The sequence below is a fragment of the Synechococcus sp. N19 genome (assembly GCF_900474045.1).
In the GTDB taxonomy this organism is placed as follows: Bacteria; Cyanobacteriota; Cyanobacteriia; order PCC-6307; family Cyanobiaceae; genus Parasynechococcus.
In genome coordinates this window covers 41,556-57,516 of the sequence record NZ_UCNR01000004.1, presented here as the reverse complement: position 1 = coordinate 57,516, position 15,961 = coordinate 41,556, and the positions used below count along the sequence as shown (strand labels likewise).

Sequence of the window (15,961 nt, the reverse complement as noted above, 5' to 3'; positions counted from 1 at the left end):
CTGCATAGGATCCGACCACCGGCATCACCAACGCAATGGCCAAGGTTGAGATCTACACCTGGCAAACCTGCCCGTTCTGCGTCCGCGCCAAGGGGCTCCTGGATCGCAAAGGGGTGAGCTTCACCGAACACAGCGTGGATGGGGATGAGCCTGCCCGGGATGCCATGGCGGCTCGGGGCGATGGTCGCCGCAGTGTTCCGCAGGTGTACATCGATGATCGCCACATCGGTGGTTGTGACGACCTCCATGCCCTGGATCGCGCCGGTGAGCTCGATGCGCTGCTGAAGGCCTGATCGATGCGCCAGCTGTTCGTTCTGGATCCGCTGGGGCAGATCAATCCAGCCAAGGATTCCTCTGCTGCGCTGATGCAGGCCGCCCATCGCGCCGGCGATGAGGTGTGGGCCTGCACGCCCTCCGATCTGATTGCACGGGGCGATGAACCCCTCGCGATTGCTCTGCCGGTGACGCCGGAGCCCTGGATCACGGTTGGGGTGGCTGAACGTCAGGCGTTGGCTGGGTTTGACGTGATCTGGATGCGAAAGGACCCGCCGGTGGATGAGGCGTATCTGTACGCCACCCATCTGTTGGAGGTGGCAGAGCGGGCTGGGGTGCGGGTGCTCAATCGCCCCAGTGCGCTGCGCAGCTGGAACGAAAAGCTGGGGGCCTTGCGCTTCAGCCGTTGGATGGCTCCCACGCTGGTGGCGGGGCGGGTGTCTGAACTGCTGTTGTTTGCCGAAGAGCAGCAGGAGATCGTGCTCAAACCCCTGGGGGGCCGCGCCGGCCTTGGGGTGATTCGGGTCAACGGCCAGTCGCCGGGCTTGAAGGCCCTGCTGGAGCTGGTGACGGAGCAGGAAAGCCTGCCGGTGATGGCACAGGCCTTTTTGCCGTCCGTGAGTGAAGGTGACAAGCGCATCCTGCTGGTGGACGGCGATCCCCTGGGGGCGATCAACCGTCGCCCGTCAGCGGGGGAGTTCCGCAGCAACTTGGCCGTGGGTGGTCAGGCGGAGGCCACGGAACTCACCGAGCGGGAACGTCAGATCTGCGCGGCCCTGGCCCCGGCGCTGCGCGCGGAGGGGTTGTTCTTCGTCGGCATTGACGTGATCGGCGGCATGCTCAGCGAAATCAACGTCACCAGTCCCACGGGGGTGCGGGAAGTGGAGCGGCTGATGAACCAGCCCCTAGCGGATCAGACGATCGAGCGGTTGCGCGCGCTGGTCTGAAGTTCCAGCTGGTCCGCCAGCACGGCCAGCTTCAGCCCCACCTCCTGCAGCTCGCGTTCGGCAACGGATCCCCGCACCAGGCCTGCTCCGGCGGTGAGGTCAAGCTCGCAACTGCGGGCATGACCGCAGCGGATTGCCACCCGCAGTTCCGCATCACCGGCGCTGTCGATCCAACCGATCGGCGCTGCGTAGCTGCCCCGTTCAAACGGTTCCAGGGTGCGCAACCAGGCCATCGCGTCGCGTCGCGGCAACCCGGCAACGGCGGGGGTGGGGTGCAGTTGTTCGGCCAGCGCCAGGACGGGCTGACCATGGGTTTCGGCCGTGATCGGGGTGTGCAGATGGGTGAGGTTGCCGTGGCGGGCCAGTTGGGGTTGGCGGCGGCGGCGGGGGGTCAACCCGTTGCGGCGCAGTTGGTCGGTGATGGTTTCCACCACCAATTCATGTTCGCGGCGGTCCTTGTCGGAGCGCAGCAGCTGCGCTCCGGAATCTCCTTGCCCCGCCGTGCCGGCAAGCGCATCGCTGCGCAGCCAACCGGCGCGCAGGCTGAGCAGCCGTTCCGGTGACGCACCGAAGAAGGCATCACCGGTGTGACGCTGCCAGAGGAAGCGGCAGCTGCCGGCCTGCTGCCGCCGCAGCCGCTTCAACAGCGGCAAGGGGTCGAAGGTGTCGGCCAGAACGATGCGGTGCCGCACGGCCAGCACCAGTTTGTGCAGGTCGCCGCTGTTGACCAGATCAATGCCCCGGGTGAGGGCTGCGGCGTAGCGCTGCCGCCAGGTTTCCGGTTCCGTTGCCGTCACCAGCGCCTGGGGCTTGAGGGGGGTTGGCGTGGCTGGCGTCTTGAGCAGCTGTTCGTGTTTGAGCCAGAGCTGTTCCGCCAGCTCGCGGCAGTCCGCTGCACTGCTCACAACCCCATTCAGCCGCAGCCAGCCGCGGCGTCCCTGACGGCTGAGTTGCCAGCGGGGCAGCACGGCTTGCACCGATGGCACCACCGCTTCACTGCGGCGGCGCTCACTCACCTGATCAAAGAAGCGGAAGCGCAGCAGCACCCGGGGCCGCGCATGGGCTGGGCTGTCCGCTGCCGTGTCGTGCAGCCGGCTCAGGCAGAGGTCGGCGAAGCGCTGGGCCTGCTCAAAGCGACGGCTGCCGGCCAGCTCCAGTTCCTGGCAGGGCCCTGCGGCAGCCAGGCAGAGGCCTGGCGCGCTGTCCCACAGCACCTGCAGGCTTTCGTGCTCCGCCAGCTGCGGCAAGGCCAGAAGCGGGTCGATCCCTTCGATCGGCAGGGCCAGGCTGAGCAGAGCTTCATCGCCGTCACAGGCCAACCATCCCCGCTGGGCAGCGGAGAGGAGGGTGCTGAAACAACAATCAGCCGACATCCGCGGCGTTTCCGGCCAGGGTTACTGCTCAAATGTATGGGTCTTCGCCCTGCGGGAACGGGTCCTGTCCATGTCTGAGCCGCAGGCTGTCGCATCCCGTTACGCCGATCGGCGCCGTTTGTGGAAGGCAGCGATCAAGTGGCCGATGTATTCCGTTGCCGTGATGCCTGTGCTGCTGGCGGCTGGATGGCAGTTCGGGGTCGCGGGCTCCCTGCGCTGGCTGCAGTTGGGGGGCTTTGTGCTGTCGGCCATCCTGCTGTTGCTTTGGGAAAACCTCAGCAACGATGTTTTTGACGCGGCCACGGGTGTGGATGCCACCGGTAAACCCCATTCCGTGGTGAACCTCACCGGCCGCCGGGACCGTGTCGCCCAGGGGGCGACTGCTGCGCTGGTGCTGGGCTTGCTGGTGATGGCCGGGTTGGCCTGGAGCAGCAGTGGGGCCGTGCTGGCCCTGGTGTTGGTCTGCTGCGGCCTGGGTTATGTGTATCAGGGCCCGCCTTTCCGCCTGGGCTACCGCGGCCTGGGTGAGCCCCTGTGCTGGCTGGCCTTTGGACCGTTTGCCACCGCAGCGGCCCTTGTTGTGCTGCAGCCCCGGGGGGCAGCATCGATTCCTTGGGGCACGGCCTGGATCTTGGGATCAGGCCCCGCCCTGGCGACCACCCTGGTGTTGTTCTGCTCCCACTTCCATCAGGTGGAGGAGGACGCTGCCCATGGCAAACGTTCGCCGGTGGTGCGTCTGGGCACGGCCCGGGCGGCAGCCTTGGTGCCCTGGTTTGTGGCCTTGACGCTGGCGTTGGAGTGGGTGCCTGTGCTGCATGGGGACTGGCCTCCGACGGTGTTGTTGAGCGCTCTCGGCCTTCCTGCCGGTGTGCAGCTGATGCGTCTGCTCCAGCGCCACCACGACAGGCCGGAGCTGATCAGTGGCAGTAAGTTTCTGGCCCTGCGCTTCCAGGGCTGGAATGGTCTGGGGCTGAGTGCGGGCCTGGCTCTGGCGCGCGTCTGGACGGGCGGATGACGCTCCTGCTGCAGCGTCGCCGCTTCCGCTTTGCCTTGCTGCAGCCGCTGCGCACGGCAGCCGGCGAGCTGCGGGAGCGTTGTGGCTGGTTGCTGCGGCTGGATGACGATCAGGGGGCCGTGGGCTGGGGCGAAGTGGCTCCGCTGCAGCCGCAGCAGTTCATGGCCTGTGAGCAGGCTCTCGCTTTGCTGCCGGACGAGCTTCCTCAGGCTGAGCTGGAGGCTGTGTTGCGGGAGGCCCCGGGGCCGGTGGGTTTTGGCCTTGGGGCGGCCTTGGCGGAGCTGCAGGGTGTGGTGGGTGCTGATGCTCCCCAGGGCTGGCTGAATGCTCCTGCCCCGGCGCTGTTGCTGCCGGCTGGCGAGGCGATGCTTTCGGCCCTGGAGGTTGCTGCGGCATCGATGGGTGGCCTGGAGAGCTGCACATTCAAGTGGAAGGTGGCCACGGCGCCAGATGGCCTGGAGCGTCAGCTGCTTGAGCAGCTGCTCCAGCGGCTGCCGCCCACGGCCCGGCTGCGTCTGGATGCCAACGGCGGCTGGGATCGCATCACGGCTGAGGTCTGGATGCAGCGGTTGCGCGATGACCCGCGCTTGGACTGGTTGGAGCAGCCGCTGGCGGTGGAGGATCAAGCCGGCCTGGATCAGTTGGCCGCGCTGGGGCCGGTGGCCCTCGATGAATCCCTCGACCAGCACCCCGAGCTGCGCAGCAGCTGGAGTGGCTGGCAGGTGCGTCGGCCTGCGCTGGAGGGCGATCCCCGCCTGCTGTTGCGGGAGCTGCAGGCGGGGCTGCCCCAACGGATGCTGAGCACGGCGTTTGAAACCGGCATCGGTCGGCGCTGGCTGGAGCATTTGGCCGGTCTTCAGGCCCAGGGCCCCACGCCGGCAGCACCGGGCCTGGCCCCCGGTTGGACGCCAGCGGGGCCGATGTTCTCCAACGATCCAGAGCAGGTCTGGGCCGCGGCGGCATGAGCGAGCTCGAGCGGCTGGAGCAGGGGCTGGCGGCGGGGCAGTGGGTGGCCCTGTCACCTGAGGCGGAAGCGGCGCCCATTGATCAGCTGCCGCCGGGACCGGGGGTGCTGGTGCGCAGTGGTGGCAGCAGTGGCGGCAGCCGTTGCTGCGCCCAGCCTTCGCTTCATCTGGACCGTTCGGCCGCCGCCACCGCCCATTGGTTGACGGGCATCGGCGTGGACCCCGCCTCCACCCTGCTGCTCAATCCTCTGCCGCTGGCCCATGTGAGTGGTCTGATGCCTTGTTGGCGCGCCCGCTGCTGGGGCGCGGGGCATCAGCAACTGGAGCCGGGGTTGATGAAAACCCCCGCCGAACTGCTCGCGTTCTGCCAGGGCCTGCCCGCTTGGGAGACGAATCCTGCCGTGCTGTCCTTGGTGCCCACGCAGCTGGCGCGCCTGCTGGCCCATCCCGATGGGGTGGCCTTCTTACAGCAGCTGCAGCTGATCTGGATCGGTGGTGCGGCTCTCCCGTCTCCGCTGGCGGATCAGGCGCGTGCCTTGCAGCTGCCGCTGGCGCCCTGTTACGGGTCCACGGAGACGGCGGCGATGGTGGCGGCGCTCCCGCCGGACCGCTTTTTGGCCGGCGAGCCCGGGTGTGGGGACCCGCTGGTGGATGTGGAGCTGCGGCTGGCCGCTGATGGGGCGCTTGAGGTGCGCACTGATCGGTTGGCGCTGGGTTGTTGGCGGGCTGATCAGCCGGATCGGTGGGAATGGCTCGGGGATGGCGATGGCTGGTGGCGCTCCGGGGATCAGGCCGCGTTGACCCCAAGCCTTCAGATTGCCGGGCGCATCGATGGAGCCATCCACTCCGGGGGGGAAACCGTGTTCCCCGAGCAGCTGGAGCAGCGTTTGATGGCGGCGCTGCAGGCGGCATCGCTGCCGGTGAGTGCCGTGCTGCTTCTTGCTGTAGATGATCCGGAGTGGGGGCAGCGGCTGGTGGCCTTGGTGGGCAGTTCTGACCCTGCGGTGCTGCAGCGGCTTGAGGCCCTCACTCGGCCTTGGCCGCCGGCGGAGACGCCACGGCGTTGGCTGTTGTGCCCCGACCTGGCCCTCTCCGCGCTGGGGAAATGGCAGCGTCAGCGCTGGCGAGAGTGGTTAGAGCGGTTGGATGCGGCCGAGGCTTGATGCTTCCAGCCAACGGTCCACGCCATCGGGCAGGGCACAGCGGCGCCGGGTTTGGGCGTCGATGGCCACATGACGCAGGCAGCCTTGGGCCACCAGCTGCTCCTCCAGCAGCACTTGGCTGTTCACCGCAAAACTGCTGGGATCGAGCCGTTCCGGTTCCAGGCGGATCAGCAGCTTGTCGCCCACCTGCACCGGGGCGCGGAAATCGGCATGGCAGTGCACGATCGGCAAGGCCACGCTCGGTTGCTCCCCGCGGCCGCCAGGGAAGACTGAACCGGCCGGCAGGCCGAAGCGTTCCAGGCTTTCCTCCCAGGCCTGATGGCACCAGCCCAGCAGCTGCTGGAAGTGCATCACACCGGCGGCGTCGGTGTCGCTGAAGCGCACTGTTCGGCTCAGCTCCAGCCAGGGGGCAGAGGTCATGGCGATGTGTTGTTCAAGCCGGTGCCGACTGTCACCCTGACAGAAATCCCGCCCGAACCATGGCCGCGCCGATTGCCTTCGAGCCTCCGTCAATTCAGAAGGCCTGGCAGGCCTTCCTGCAGCACATCCCAGTGGTGCTGGTGAGCTGGGTGGGCTCAATCGTGCTGTCGCTGCTGGCTGTTCTGGCTTACGGCCTGATCATCGTTGCCGTGTCGGCGATCATCGGCAGCAGCGATGCGGCATTGGGGCTCGGAGCGGTGCTCGCCCAATTGGTTCAGTTGCCTTTCTCCATCCTCGCCAGCCTGTTGTCGGTGCTGTTGGTGGCCGTTCCTGCCCTCTATTACGAGCGCGGTGAGGTGGTGACGATTTCAACGGCCGCTCAGCTGCTCACCGGCCGTTGGTGGCGTTATGTGCTGGCGGGGCTGTTCTTTTCGCTGGTCACCACCATCGGCTTTCTGCTTTGCATCCTTCCCGGGATTGCCGTGGCGTTGGTGACGCCGGTGTTCGTGAATCGCATCTTCGTCACCGACATGGGTATCGGTGAAGCCTTCTCCCAGTCGTTTCAGGTGGTGTATCGCTCGGAAAATGGCTTGAGCTTCGTGGGGCTTGAGGTGTTGACGGCGATCGTTGCGGGGCTGCTGGCCCTGGCGACCTGCGGTCTGGGGGGCTTTGTGGTGATTCCCATGGCCAGCTTCTTCCTTCAGAACGTCGCCTATCAGCGCGGACTGTTGCGCTGATCGCTCAGCCGCTGGGCCAGCTGTTGGTGCTCAGGCGCAGCAGCCAGTAGCTCATCAACCCTCCAGTCACCACCGGCAGGGGCCAGAGGGGAAGACCTCTGGGGATGAGACGCCGTTGCTGGAGCGCCAGCACACTCCAGAACACCAGCCCCAGGGCGGCAATGGGACCAAACAGATGCCATTGCAGCGATCCACCCAGATCACCGGTGAGTGCTGCGCTTGTTGCTCGGGTCAGAAAGCAGGTGGGGCAGGGCACGCCGGAGAGGGCGCGAAGCGGGCAGCCGAGGCCGGGTATCCCTGGATGCAAGCCCTTCAGCCATAACGCACCGGTCACGGTTGCGGGCAGCAGATAGCCCGCATGTTGCAACCGCCGCAGAAACCGGTTCAGAGATCAGCGATCCACCGATCCCATGATCACGTCGATGGAACCGAGGATGGCCATGATGTCGGCCACCTTGTGTCCCTTGAGGATGTGGGGAAGGATCTGCAGGTTGTTGCTGTCGGCAGCGCGGATCTTGAAGCGCCAGGGGGTGACGTCGTTGTTGCCCTGAATGAAAACGCCGATCTCTCCCTTGCCTGATTCCAGCCGGGTGTAGAGCTCGCCGTTGGGGATTTTGAAGGTGGGCGCCACCTTCTTGGCCACGTACTGGAATTCGAAACCTGCAGCGTCGCTGCCCTTGCCTTCATTGAGGCGCTTGGCCTCGAGGTTTTCGGTGGGTCCGCCCGGGATCATGTCGCAGGCCTGGCGCAGGATCTTGAGCGACTGGCGCATTTCTTCAATGCGCACGCGATAGCGGGCATAGCAGTCGCCTTCCTTTTCCCAGGCCACCTGCCAGTCGAAGTCGTCGTAGCACTCGTAGTGATCCACCTTGCGGAGATCCCAGGGCACGCCGGAAGCGCGCAGCATCGGTCCGGAGAGGCTCCAGTTGATGGCGTCCTCCTTCTCGATCGTTCCCAACCCTTCAATCCGGCGCCGGAAAATCGGGTTGTTGGTGATCAGCTTTTCGTATTCGTCGATCTTGGGGCCAAACCAGTCACAGAAATCACGGCATTTCTCCAGCCATCCCCAGGGCAGGTCAGCGGCAACGCCGCCGATGCGGAAATAGTTGTTGTTGATCAGCCTCTGGCCGGTGGCGGCTTCCCAGAGGTCGTAGATCATCTCCCGCTCGCGGAAGATGTAGAAGAACGGAGTCTGGGCCCCCACGTCTGCCAGGAAGGGTCCAAGCCAGAGCAGGTGGTTGGCGATGCGGTTGAGTTCCAGCATCAGCACCCGGATGTAGCTCGCCCGCTTGGGCACCGGGATGTTCGCCAGTTTTTCCGGGGCGTTCACCACGATCGCCTCGTAGAACATCCCCGCCGCATAGTCCATGCGGCTCACGTAGGGCACGAACATCACGTTCGTGCGGTTCTCGGCGATCTTCTCCATGCCGCGATGGAGGTAACCGATCACCGGTTCGCAGTCGACCACGTCCTCACCATCAAGGGTGACCACAAGCCGCAACACCCCGTGCATGGAGGGGTGGTGGGGCCCGAAGTTCACCACCATGGGCTCCGTGCGCGTTTCCAGCTGCGTCATGGGAGCGGTGGTCCGATCGATGAGTAGATCTTAAGGAGTCTTCGCCTGTGGCTTGTGCCCCCCTTCAGCCATGTGCCCGTGCTGGCCGATGCGGTGCTGGATGCGGCCCGGCAAATCCCCCGTCCGGATGGCCTGTTGATCGACGCCACCCTTGGGGGCGGCGGCCACAGCGCCCTGTTGCTGGAACAGCATCCCGGCCTGCGCCTGATCGGACTGGACCAGGACGCCACGGCCCGGGCCGCGGCGGCGGAGCGTCTGGCCCCCTTCGGTGATCGCGTCTCGATCGTGGCCACCAACTTTGCCGACTATGTGCCGCCAGAGCCCGCCGTGATGGTGCTGGCGGATCTGGGGGTGAGCAGCCCGCAGCTGGATGTGGCGGAGCGGGGCTTCAGTTTTCGTCTGGACGGTCCCTTGGACATGCGGATGAATGCCGGCGGTGAGGGGGAGACTGCGGCTGAGCTGATCGATCGCCTGGAGGAGAACGAGCTTGCGGATCTGATCTATGGCTACGGGGAGGAGCGGCTCTCCCGCCGCATCGCCCGGCGGATCAAAGCCGACCTCAAGGACAAGGGCTCCTATGAGGGCACCGCGGCCTTGGCCTACGCCGTGGCCGGTTGTTATCCCCCCAAGGCGCGGCGGGGGCGGATTCACCCCGCCACCCGCACCTTCCAGGCCCTGCGGATTGCGGTGAACGATGAGCTGGGGGTGCTCGATCGCCTGCTGCAGCAAGCTCCCGACTGGCTCGAGCCTGAGGGGCTTCTGGGAATCATCAGCTTCCATTCCCTTGAAGACCGCCGCGTCAAGACCGCCTTCCTGCGAGATGAGCGCTTGCAACGGATCACCCGCAAGCCGGTGGTGGCCACCGAGCAGGAGGAGGAGGCCAACCCCCGCAGCCGCAGTGCCAAATGGCGTGTGGCCCAGCGTTTGGCCCCGGCTTAGCGACCGCTGAGGAACCCGGCGGCAGCTGCGGCGTCGGTGATCGCTGTGATGGCCTGATCCACGTCGTCGGCTGTGGTCTCACGCCCCAGGCTGAGTCGCAGGGAGGCTTCGGCTTCAGCCCGCGAGCGACCGATCGCCTGGAGCACGTGGGACGGCGCGCCGTTGCTGCAGGCGGAGCCACTGCTGCAGGCCAGGTGCGGGCGCAGGGCCCGGTGCAGGCGGCTGCCGTTCACCCCGGGAAGGCTGATGTTGAGGTTGTGGGGCAGGCGCTGCTGCAGGGCCCCATTGAGCAGCACGCCGGGGAGGCGCTGCTGCAGGCCCTCCCACAGCTGATCGCGCAGGTGCTGAAGATAGCTGTTGCGCTGCTCCTGTTCCTGCAGCGCAAGGCGGGCGGCGGCGGCAAAGCCCACGATCAAGGCGGTGGGCAGGGTGCCGGCCCGGAGCCCGGCTTCCTGGCCGCCCCCCCACTGCAGCGGTTTGATGGCGATGCCCTCCCGCAGCACCAGGGCGCCAATGCCCTTGGGCCCGTAGAGCTTGTGGGCACTGAGGCTGAGCAGGTCAACCCCCAGGGCATCAGGGTTCAGCGGCAGCATCCCGAAGGCCTGGGCTCCATCGCTGTGCAGGGTGATGCCATGGCGGCGGCAAACCGTTCCCAGTTGCTCGAGCGGCTGGAGCACGCCGATTTCGTTGTTGGCCGCCATCACGCTCACCAGCCGCGTTTCGGGGGTGATTGCTTCCTCCAACTGCTCGGGGCTGATCAGTCCATCGGGGCCTGGGGTCAGCAGGGTGACGCTGAAGCCTTCCCGTTGCAGTTGCTGGAGTGGATCCAGCACGGCGTGGTGTTCGGTGGCCACGCTGATCAGATGGCCGCTCCCCAGGGCGCGGGCATGGCCCAGCAGCGCCAGGTTGTTGGCTTCCGTGGCACCGCTGGTGAACACCAACCGTTCCGGCTTCACCTCCAACGCCTCTGCCAGCTGGCGCCGCGCCAAGTTCACCGCGGCAGAGGCGCTGAGGCCGAGCCGATGCTGGCGGCTGGAGGGATTGCCCCAGTCCGCACTCCAGAACGGCGCCATCGCCTCCACCACCTCAGCCGCACAGGGGGTGGTGGCCTGGAAATCAAAGGCGAGAGCCGAGCCGCTCAGGACGATGCAGGCAGATGTTGCGATCATGGTGCTGCATTGCGAACGGCACTGGCATGGGTCTGCGATTGCCAACGGCACTGCTGGGCCTGGGCGGGCTGGTGTGCCTGCAACCCGCCAGTGGCTTCGACCGTGAGCAGGTGCTGGAGCAGATGCGGCAATCGCGGCCAGCCGATCTCAAGGTGCTGATCGAACGCCCTGCTCCCGTCGGCACCCTGTCGATCGGGATTTACGCGGTGAAACCAGCCTCGTCCAATCCCGACACCCGTAGCTACAGCCTGTGGGAGGAGTCGGCGTCGGATCTCAACGTCTATGTGGAGAGCGTCAATTGCTCCCCAGAGAAGCCCTTGCGGGTGAAACGCACGCCGTCGACGGTTTACGTGCGCACCCTCAACCCTGGCGGTCCGATCACGGACGTGAATCGGGAGGATCACCTGGTGTGGTGGGCAGCCTGCGTGCCGGAGGTGGCGGGAACCGACCCTGCCACGTTGCGTCAGAAGGCTCTGGATCTGGGCTTTTCCACCCTGATTCCCGAACAGCAGGAGCAGTTACCCGCACTGGCCCGTTGAGCGTGCTCTCCATACATTGCGGCCAGAGCGATTCCAGCCATGAGCGACGCGCCCACCCCCACCGCTGAATCCGTAGAGGCCGCGGCGCCCGCCCCGCGTCTGTTGCTGGTGGACGACGAGCCCGGTCTGCGCACGGCGGTGCAGGCCTATCTGGAAGACGAAGGCTTTGAGGTGACCACCGCGGTGGACGGGGAGGAAGGCTTCGCCAAGGCGGAGCAGATGCTGCCGGATGTCGTGATCAGCGACGTGATGATGCCGCGGCTTGATGGCTATGGCCTGCTGCAGAAGTTGCGCGCCGATGAACGGCTTGGTGGCACCCCGGTGATTTTCCTCACCGCCAAGGGCATGACGGCGGACCGCACCCAGGGCTATCTGGCCGGGGTGGATGACTACATCCCCAAGCCGTTCGATCCCGATGAGCTGGTGGCGCGGGTGCGCAACGTGGCCCAGCGCCAGCAACGGCTGCTGCAGGAGGCAGCGCGCTTTGCGGATACCGATATGGGCCAGATGGCCAAGCAGATCACCGAGATCCGTTCGCTGCTGGCCCAGGCCGAAGCGTTGCCCTCCACCGAGCCGGTGGTGCACAGCTTCACGCCGCGGGAGGCGAGTGTGCTGCAGCTGGTGGCGGAAGGATTGATGAACAAGGAGATTGCCCGGCAACTGGAGACGTCGATCCGCAACGTGGAGAAGTACGTGAGCCGATTGTTCAACAAGACGGGCACCTCCAGCCGCACGGAATTGGTGCGCTATGCCCTGGAGCACCGTCTGGTGACTTGAAGGCTGGTTGGCGCGAGGCGGCGTTCAACAACGGTTGGACCTACCGCGACCGGGTGCCGCGGTCCGCTGCCGGCATCTTGGTGAGCGAATGGCTGGCGGATCGCTACCGCCACTCTGATGCTGTGTTGTGGCAGCAGCGGATCGCCGCCGGTGAGCTGGATTGGAACGGAGCGCTGCTGGCCGTTGATCGAGCCTTGCAGGGCGGTGAGACACTCTGTTGGCGGCGTCCGCCTTGGTTGGAGAAGGCGATCCCCGATCAATGGGAGACGATCCACGACGACGGCGACCTGTTGGTGATCAACAAGCCTTCCGGTTTGCCGGTGATGCCCGGTGGTGGCTTCCTGCACCACACGCTCATGGCCTTGCTCGAACCCACCGGGGCCCGGCCGGTGCACCGCCTGGGGCGCTTCACCTCCGGCCTGCAGGTGTGTGCCCGCACGCCGCAGACCCGTGCCCTTTGGTCGAAGCAGTTCCGGCCCGACGGCGGTTGCCGCAAGGTGTATCAGGCCTGGAGCCAGCGGGTGCCGGGGTTGGAGTTGGGGCAGTGCCTGACGGTGAGCAGTGATGTGGTGGAACGGCCGCATCCACTCTTGGGCTGGATCTGGGGGCCAGAACCGTTCGACGGTGCGCCGATCTGCAAACGCCTCTCAGCCCACTCCGAGCTGGAGCTGTTGGAGCGCAGGGCCGAGGGCGATCGCCTGCAGGTGACGATCACCACCGGACGACCCCATCAGATCCGCATTCATCTGGCGCAGCTGGGCAGCCCCTTGCTGGGTGATCCGCTCTATCTGATGAATCGCGAGATTTCAGCCACTGCAACGCCCGGTGATGGGGGCTATCGGCTGCATGCCTGGCGGCTTTCGGGTCTCCCTCACTTGAGGGAGCTCAACCTCCTGGTGGATCCCCCGAGTGAGGGAGATCAGGCCTTGCGGAACTCGATCAAACGCGAGAAGTAGAAGGGGGCTTTGTTCAGGCTGCGGCGCACCAGCTTGAAGCCGCAGGCTTCGGCTGCCTTCACGATGCCGTCTTCCTTGAGGGTGTAGGCCCGGGTGGTTTTGCTGGGGCCGGGGAACAGCTGGCCGATCCCCTTCAACAGCGCCAGCAGCGGGGTGTAGGGCGCAAAGCTCACGATCAGCCGCTCTTCAGTGAGGCTGCAGAGGTGCTTCACCATCTCTTCGGCCGGTTGCTGGGGGTAGTGGATGAACACATCCAAGCAGCACACCGTGTGGAAGCAGCCGCTCAGGCTTTCCAGGTCGCTGGCGAAGAAATTCAGCTTGGCCATGTCGAGGCCGGCCTCGCGGGCCCGGCGCTCGGCTTCCTGGGCCATGGCCTCGGAGATGTCGCTGGCGCTGATGGAACCGGCCCCCATCGCCGCCAGCGGCAGGCTCAGGCTGCCAACACCGCAGCCCGCGTCGCAGAAGCTCGCCTGGCTGAGTTCACCGCTCTCCTTGATCCAGGCCAGCACCTCATCCACGGTCTTCTGGTGACCGATGCGGATGTTGCGCTGCACCTTGTTCACGTCATCGCTGTCGCTGTAGATGCGGTTCCAGCGGTCGAAACCCGTGGTTTCGAAGTAGCCCTTCACTTCCTTTTTCTCGGCCTGTTTCTGCTCCAGCAGCTGATCGGGGGCCATGGCGGAAGGGTTTGCGTCGGCGGGATCCTAAGCAGCGCAGGCCCAGTGCAGCTCACCCTCCTTCAGCTGCCAGCGCAGCAGTTGCGTCAGTGGCCGTCCCATCAGGGCATCCATACACCCCGTTGCATCGCCGATCACCCGCCGCGGTGCCAACGTGGCGCTCCAGATCGCAGCACCGGGGGCGTCACTCCAGCGGGCCAGCCGTTTCACCCCCTCCAGTTGCGGCAGGGTCACCCCCGCCAGGGTGCCGTCATCGAGACGACAGGTGCCGTTCTCCACCAGCAGCACCCGCTCGTCCCAGCGGTGCTCCCCGTCGGCCAGGCCGTAGGGGGCCAGCGCATCGCTCACCAGCACCGTCTGCTCCGGTGCCAGCCGTTGCAACAGCACCGCCATCGTGGGGTGCACATGCACGCCATCGGCGATCAGCCCCAGGGCCACCCCTCCGCGCCTGCAGGCTTCCCCAAGAGGGCCCGGTGCCCGGTGGTGCAAGCCCGGCATGGCATTGAAGGCGTGGGTGAGCATGGCCACCCCCTGGTCGAAACCAGTGCTGGCCTGTTCGGCCGTGGCGGCGCTGTGGCCGAGGGCCACGCTGATGCCCAGCTCCCGCAGTCGCCCGATCACCGCAGCGGCTCCCTCCAGTTCGGGGGCCAGGGTCACCAGGGCAATCTCCGTTTCGAACCCACCGATTCGTTCCTCGAGAGCCTCCAGACTGGGGCTGGCCAGGTGTTCACGGGGATGGGCACCGCGGCGGGCTTCGGCCAGAAAGGGGCCCTCCAGATGGGCCCCCAGCAGCCGACAACGGCCTGGTCGGTGCAGGTCCCGAGCCTGCCGCAGCACGGCCAGGGCCTGGCGCAGCGGCGCGATGCCGCAGGTCACCAGGGTCGGGGCGATCGCTTCGACCCCATCGCGCCACAACAGATCGAGGAGTTGCTCCAGCCGGGGCAGATCGCTCTCGCTCAGCTCCGGGAAGGCCAGCCCCAGCCCGCCGTTGATCTGCAGGTCCACACCCCGGGGGCTGAGCCAGTTGCCGTTCCAGTCCGCATCGGTTTCTTGAGTCTCTTGTTGCTCCTCTTTTTGCGCTTCGCCGCCCATCGCCTCGATGCGGCAGATCAGACCCTTCTCGCCCAGGTCGATGGCATAGCACTGGTCTCCGTCCCCCGGCAGGGGACCCGGCAGTCGAACGTTGGTGATCCGGTGCATCAACACAACACTGGCTTCTGCAGCCATGGGGGGAGACGATGGCAGTCTTGCCCCTCTGCGTTGTGCCGCCAGTGCTCCCCCGTGTTGCCGTTGTGATGGGCAGTGACTCTGACCTGCCCACCATGGAACCCGCCGCCGCCATCCTGCGCGAGTTGGGGGTGGAGGTGGAGGTTCGGGTGCTCTCGGCCCATCGCACCCCCTTGGAGATGGTGAACTTCGCTCAAGCGGCCCGGGGTCAAGGGTTTGGGGTGATCGTCGCCGGCGCCGGCGGGGCGGCCCATCTTCCCGGCATGGTGGCCGCCCTCACCACGCTGCCCGTGATCGGCGTTCCGGTGAAAAGCCGGGCGCTGTCCGGGGTTGATTCCCTCCACTCGATCGTGCAGATGCCGGGGGGGATTCCTGTGGCCACCGTCGCCATCGGTGGGGGCCTCAATGCCGGCTTGCTGGCGGCGCAGATCCTTTCGGTGGCCGACGCTGACTTGGCCCGGAAACTTGAGGACTACCGCAGCAGCCTTCACGATGCTGTGGTCGCCAAGGATGCGCGCCTGGTTGATCTGGGCAGCACGGATTACCTCTCCCAGATGACTTCATGAGTGTTCCCGTTCGTTCCACCCTGCGATCCACGCTGCTTTGGGCGGTGGTGCCGGCGGCCATCGTCTATGCGGTTGCCCTTGTCTGGAGCGGTGCTGAGGGCATCAGCGCCAAGCTGGTGTTGAAGGACTTGGCCCAGTCCTTCAAGGCGCCTCTGGGAGAAGGTTTCCTCTCCAGCGTGGGCTACCTGCTCTGGATGGCGGCGGTGGCCATTGCCTTGTTTGCGGCGTCCACCCGGCAGATCCAAGGCTCAGTTCTGAACGGTCAATTCGCCTTCTGCGGCGGTGGTTTCTCGCTCTGGCTCTGCCTTGACGACATGTTCCTGGTGTATGACCGCTACCTCGGTGAGGCGTTGCTCTACATCTCACCTACGCCTTCTTCACCGGGTTGCTGTTGTTCCGCTTCCGTGGTCCCCTGCGGCGCTTCGGTGGCGACACCTTTCTGGTGTCCGTGGTGTTGTTGGGCCTGTCGGTTCTGACCGATGCCCTCCAGGGGCTGTGGCCGGATTCCTATGAAACGGTGCAGATCTTTGAGGAGGGATTCAAGTTCCTCGGGATTGCCGCCTGGCTCAGTTTTTGGTGCCATTACGTCAGTTCCGCCTCCAAGCCGGCCGCCCTTGAGCAGCACTGATCGATTCGCGTCAT

At 66.1% G+C, this 15,961-nt stretch carries 20 protein-coding genes; 13 read left to right on the top strand and 7 right to left on the bottom strand.

Annotation, left to right across the window (positions count from 1 at the left end; genetic code table 11):
• Nucleotides 1-35: 35 nt before the first annotated feature.
• Complete coding sequence (grxC, locus tag DXY02_RS01400; RefSeq protein WP_114987629.1) at nucleotides 36-293, top strand: glutaredoxin 3; 258 nt, start codon at nucleotides 36-38, stop codon at nucleotides 291-293.
• A 3-nt stretch (nucleotides 294-296) separates the two neighbouring features.
• The gene (gene gshB / locus DXY02_RS01395) at nucleotides 297-1,220 is read left to right on the top strand and encodes a glutathione synthase (protein WP_114987627.1); all 924 of its coding nucleotides are present in this window, start codon (nucleotides 297-299) and stop codon (nucleotides 1,218-1,220) included.
• Here gshB and DXY02_RS01390 read toward each other — a convergent pair.
• The gene (locus DXY02_RS01390) at nucleotides 1,187-2,593 is read right to left on the bottom strand and encodes an isochorismate synthase MenF (protein WP_114987625.1); all 1,407 of its coding nucleotides are present in this window, start codon (nucleotides 2,591-2,593) and stop codon (nucleotides 1,187-1,189) included. The two genes, gshB and DXY02_RS01390, sit on opposite strands and share 34 nt — an antisense overlap.
• Before the next feature lie 70 nt (nucleotides 2,594-2,663).
• On the opposite strand from DXY02_RS01390, the gene menA reads away from it, so the two are divergent.
• From menA to DXY02_RS01375, 3 genes are read left to right on the top strand one after another with little or no spacing between them, the layout of a single operon-like run.
• The gene (gene menA / locus DXY02_RS01385) at nucleotides 2,664-3,608 is read left to right on the top strand and encodes a 2-carboxy-1,4-naphthoquinone phytyltransferase (protein WP_114987623.1); all 945 of its coding nucleotides are present in this window, start codon (nucleotides 2,664-2,666) and stop codon (nucleotides 3,606-3,608) included.
• Nucleotides 3,605-4,573, top strand: coding sequence for an o-succinylbenzoate synthase (gene menC, locus DXY02_RS01380; protein WP_114987621.1), 969 nt, complete (start codon nucleotides 3,605-3,607; stop codon nucleotides 4,571-4,573). Before menA ends, menC begins: the two co-directional genes overlap by 4 nt.
• On the top strand, nucleotides 4,570-5,736 hold the full coding sequence (locus DXY02_RS01375; RefSeq protein WP_114987619.1) for an AMP-binding protein: 1,167 nt from the start codon (nucleotides 4,570-4,572) through the stop codon (nucleotides 5,734-5,736). Before menC ends, DXY02_RS01375 begins: the two co-directional genes overlap by 4 nt.
• On the opposite strand, the gene DXY02_RS01370 is transcribed toward DXY02_RS01375, so the two are convergent.
• The gene (locus DXY02_RS01370) at nucleotides 5,707-6,156 is read right to left on the bottom strand and encodes a thioesterase family protein (protein ID WP_114987617.1); all 450 of its coding nucleotides are present in this window, start codon (nucleotides 6,154-6,156) and stop codon (nucleotides 5,707-5,709) included. The two genes, DXY02_RS01375 and DXY02_RS01370, sit on opposite strands and share 30 nt — an antisense overlap.
• A gap of 59 nt (nucleotides 6,157-6,215) precedes the next feature.
• Between DXY02_RS01370 and DXY02_RS01365 the strand changes: the two genes are divergently transcribed.
• On the top strand, nucleotides 6,216-6,893 hold the full coding sequence (locus DXY02_RS01365; protein WP_114987615.1) for a hypothetical protein: 678 nt from the start codon (nucleotides 6,216-6,218) through the stop codon (nucleotides 6,891-6,893).
• A 4-nt stretch (nucleotides 6,894-6,897) separates the two neighbouring features.
• Here the strand turns inward: DXY02_RS01365 and DXY02_RS01360 are convergent, their stop codons facing one another.
• On the bottom strand, nucleotides 6,898-7,260 hold the full coding sequence (locus DXY02_RS01360) for a DUF2752 domain-containing protein (RefSeq protein WP_114987613.1): 363 nt from the start codon (nucleotides 7,258-7,260) through the stop codon (nucleotides 6,898-6,900).
• 24 nt (nucleotides 7,261-7,284) lie between these two features.
• Nucleotides 7,285-8,469 (bottom strand): NAD(P)H-quinone oxidoreductase subunit H, encoded by a 1,185-nt coding sequence (locus DXY02_RS01355; protein ID WP_114987611.1) that lies wholly within the window; start codon nucleotides 8,467-8,469, stop codon nucleotides 7,285-7,287.
• A gap of 54 nt (nucleotides 8,470-8,523) precedes the next feature.
• Here DXY02_RS01355 and rsmH point away from each other — a divergent pair, with 54 nt between their 5' ends.
• Entirely contained in the window at nucleotides 8,524-9,408 is an 885-nt protein-coding gene (gene rsmH, locus DXY02_RS01350) for a 16S rRNA (cytosine(1402)-N(4))-methyltransferase RsmH (protein WP_114987609.1), read from the top strand.
• On the opposite strand, the gene DXY02_RS01345 is transcribed toward rsmH, so the two are convergent.
• Complete coding sequence (locus DXY02_RS01345; protein ID WP_114987607.1) at nucleotides 9,405-10,577, bottom strand: cysteine desulfurase family protein; 1,173 nt, start codon at nucleotides 10,575-10,577, stop codon at nucleotides 9,405-9,407. The two genes, rsmH and DXY02_RS01345, sit on opposite strands and share 4 nt — an antisense overlap.
• Before the next feature lie 26 nt (nucleotides 10,578-10,603).
• Between DXY02_RS01345 and DXY02_RS01340 the strand changes: the two genes are divergently transcribed.
• From DXY02_RS01340 to DXY02_RS01330, 3 genes are read left to right on the top strand one after another with little or no spacing between them, the layout of a single operon-like run.
• Entirely contained in the window at nucleotides 10,604-11,116 is a 513-nt protein-coding gene (locus DXY02_RS01340; protein ID WP_170951433.1) for a hypothetical protein, read from the top strand.
• Between the two features lie 39 nt (nucleotides 11,117-11,155).
• A complete protein-coding gene (locus tag DXY02_RS01335; RefSeq protein ID WP_114987603.1) occupies nucleotides 11,156-11,893 on the top strand; it encodes a response regulator transcription factor in 738 nt (245 codons plus the stop codon).
• Entirely contained in the window at nucleotides 11,890-12,849 is a 960-nt protein-coding gene (locus tag DXY02_RS01330) for an RNA pseudouridine synthase (protein ID WP_114987601.1), read from the top strand. Before DXY02_RS01335 ends, DXY02_RS01330 begins: the two co-directional genes overlap by 4 nt.
• On the opposite strand, the gene bchM is transcribed toward DXY02_RS01330, so the two are convergent.
• Nucleotides 12,813-13,526 (bottom strand): magnesium protoporphyrin IX methyltransferase, encoded by a 714-nt coding sequence (gene bchM, locus DXY02_RS01325; protein WP_114987599.1) that lies wholly within the window; start codon nucleotides 13,524-13,526, stop codon nucleotides 12,813-12,815. The genes DXY02_RS01330 and bchM overlap by 37 nt on opposite strands.
• Before the next feature lie 27 nt (nucleotides 13,527-13,553).
• Nucleotides 13,554-14,753 (bottom strand): N-acetylglucosamine-6-phosphate deacetylase, encoded by a 1,200-nt coding sequence (locus tag DXY02_RS01320; RefSeq protein ID WP_114987597.1) that lies wholly within the window; start codon nucleotides 14,751-14,753, stop codon nucleotides 13,554-13,556.
• 11 nt (nucleotides 14,754-14,764) lie between these two features.
• Between DXY02_RS01320 and purE the strand changes: the two genes are divergently transcribed.
• Genes purE through DXY02_RS12870 form a run of 3 tightly spaced genes read left to right on the top strand, consistent with a single transcriptional unit; the run spans nucleotide 14,765 to nucleotide 15,947 of the window.
• On the top strand, nucleotides 14,765-15,319 hold the full coding sequence (gene purE, locus DXY02_RS01315) for a 5-(carboxyamino)imidazole ribonucleotide mutase (protein WP_114987595.1): 555 nt from the start codon (nucleotides 14,765-14,767) through the stop codon (nucleotides 15,317-15,319).
• Nucleotides 15,316-15,795, top strand: a complete 480-nt coding sequence (locus DXY02_RS01310) for a hypothetical protein (protein WP_244276099.1) — start codon at nucleotides 15,316-15,318, stop codon at nucleotides 15,793-15,795. The genes purE and DXY02_RS01310 overlap by 4 nt, the downstream gene beginning before the upstream one ends.
• Nucleotides 15,777-15,947 (top strand): hypothetical protein, encoded by a 171-nt coding sequence (locus DXY02_RS12870; protein WP_244276098.1) that lies wholly within the window; start codon nucleotides 15,777-15,779, stop codon nucleotides 15,945-15,947. Before DXY02_RS01310 ends, DXY02_RS12870 begins: the two co-directional genes overlap by 19 nt.
• Nucleotides 15,948-15,961: the final 14 nt, after the last annotated feature.

What these genes read in the sequence shown, in the direction of transcription:
- DXY02_RS01310 (WP_244276099.1), top strand. Translation starts at nt 15,316, where the DNA reads ATGAGTGTTCCCGTTCGTTCCACCCTGCGATCCACGCTGCTTTGGGCG.
- DXY02_RS01355 (WP_114987611.1), bottom strand. Translation starts at nt 8,469, where the DNA reads ATGACGCAGCTGGAAACGCGCACGGAGCCCATGGTGGTGAACTTCGGG.
- grxC (WP_114987629.1), top strand. Translation starts at nt 36, where the DNA reads ATGGCCAAGGTTGAGATCTACACCTGGCAAACCTGCCCGTTCTGCGTC.
- DXY02_RS01320 (WP_114987597.1), bottom strand. Translation starts at nt 14,753, where the DNA reads ATGGCTGCAGAAGCCAGTGTTGTGTTGATGCACCGGATCACCAACGTT.
- DXY02_RS01345 (WP_114987607.1), bottom strand. Translation starts at nt 10,577, where the DNA reads ATGATCGCAACATCTGCCTGCATCGTCCTGAGCGGCTCGGCTCTCGCC.
- gshB (WP_114987627.1), top strand. Translation starts at nt 297, where the DNA reads ATGCGCCAGCTGTTCGTTCTGGATCCGCTGGGGCAGATCAATCCAGCC.
- DXY02_RS01375 (WP_114987619.1), top strand. Translation starts at nt 4,570, where the DNA reads ATGAGCGAGCTCGAGCGGCTGGAGCAGGGGCTGGCGGCGGGGCAGTGG.
- DXY02_RS01365 (WP_114987615.1), top strand. Translation starts at nt 6,216, where the DNA reads ATGGCCGCGCCGATTGCCTTCGAGCCTCCGTCAATTCAGAAGGCCTGG.
- DXY02_RS01370 (WP_114987617.1), bottom strand. Translation starts at nt 6,156, where the DNA reads ATGACCTCTGCCCCCTGGCTGGAGCTGAGCCGAACAGTGCGCTTCAGC.
- bchM (WP_114987599.1), bottom strand. Translation starts at nt 13,526, where the DNA reads ATGGCCCCCGATCAGCTGCTGGAGCAGAAACAGGCCGAGAAAAAGGAA.
- DXY02_RS01390 (WP_114987625.1), bottom strand. Translation starts at nt 2,593, where the DNA reads ATGTCGGCTGATTGTTGTTTCAGCACCCTCCTCTCCGCTGCCCAGCGG.
- menC (WP_114987621.1), top strand. Translation starts at nt 3,605, where the DNA reads ATGACGCTCCTGCTGCAGCGTCGCCGCTTCCGCTTTGCCTTGCTGCAG.
- DXY02_RS01335 (WP_114987603.1), top strand. Translation starts at nt 11,156, where the DNA reads ATGAGCGACGCGCCCACCCCCACCGCTGAATCCGTAGAGGCCGCGGCG.
- menA (WP_114987623.1), top strand. Translation starts at nt 2,664, where the DNA reads ATGTCTGAGCCGCAGGCTGTCGCATCCCGTTACGCCGATCGGCGCCGT.
- DXY02_RS01340 (WP_170951433.1), top strand. Translation starts at nt 10,604, where the DNA reads ATGGGTCTGCGATTGCCAACGGCACTGCTGGGCCTGGGCGGGCTGGTG.
- purE (WP_114987595.1), top strand. Translation starts at nt 14,765, where the DNA reads ATGGCAGTCTTGCCCCTCTGCGTTGTGCCGCCAGTGCTCCCCCGTGTT.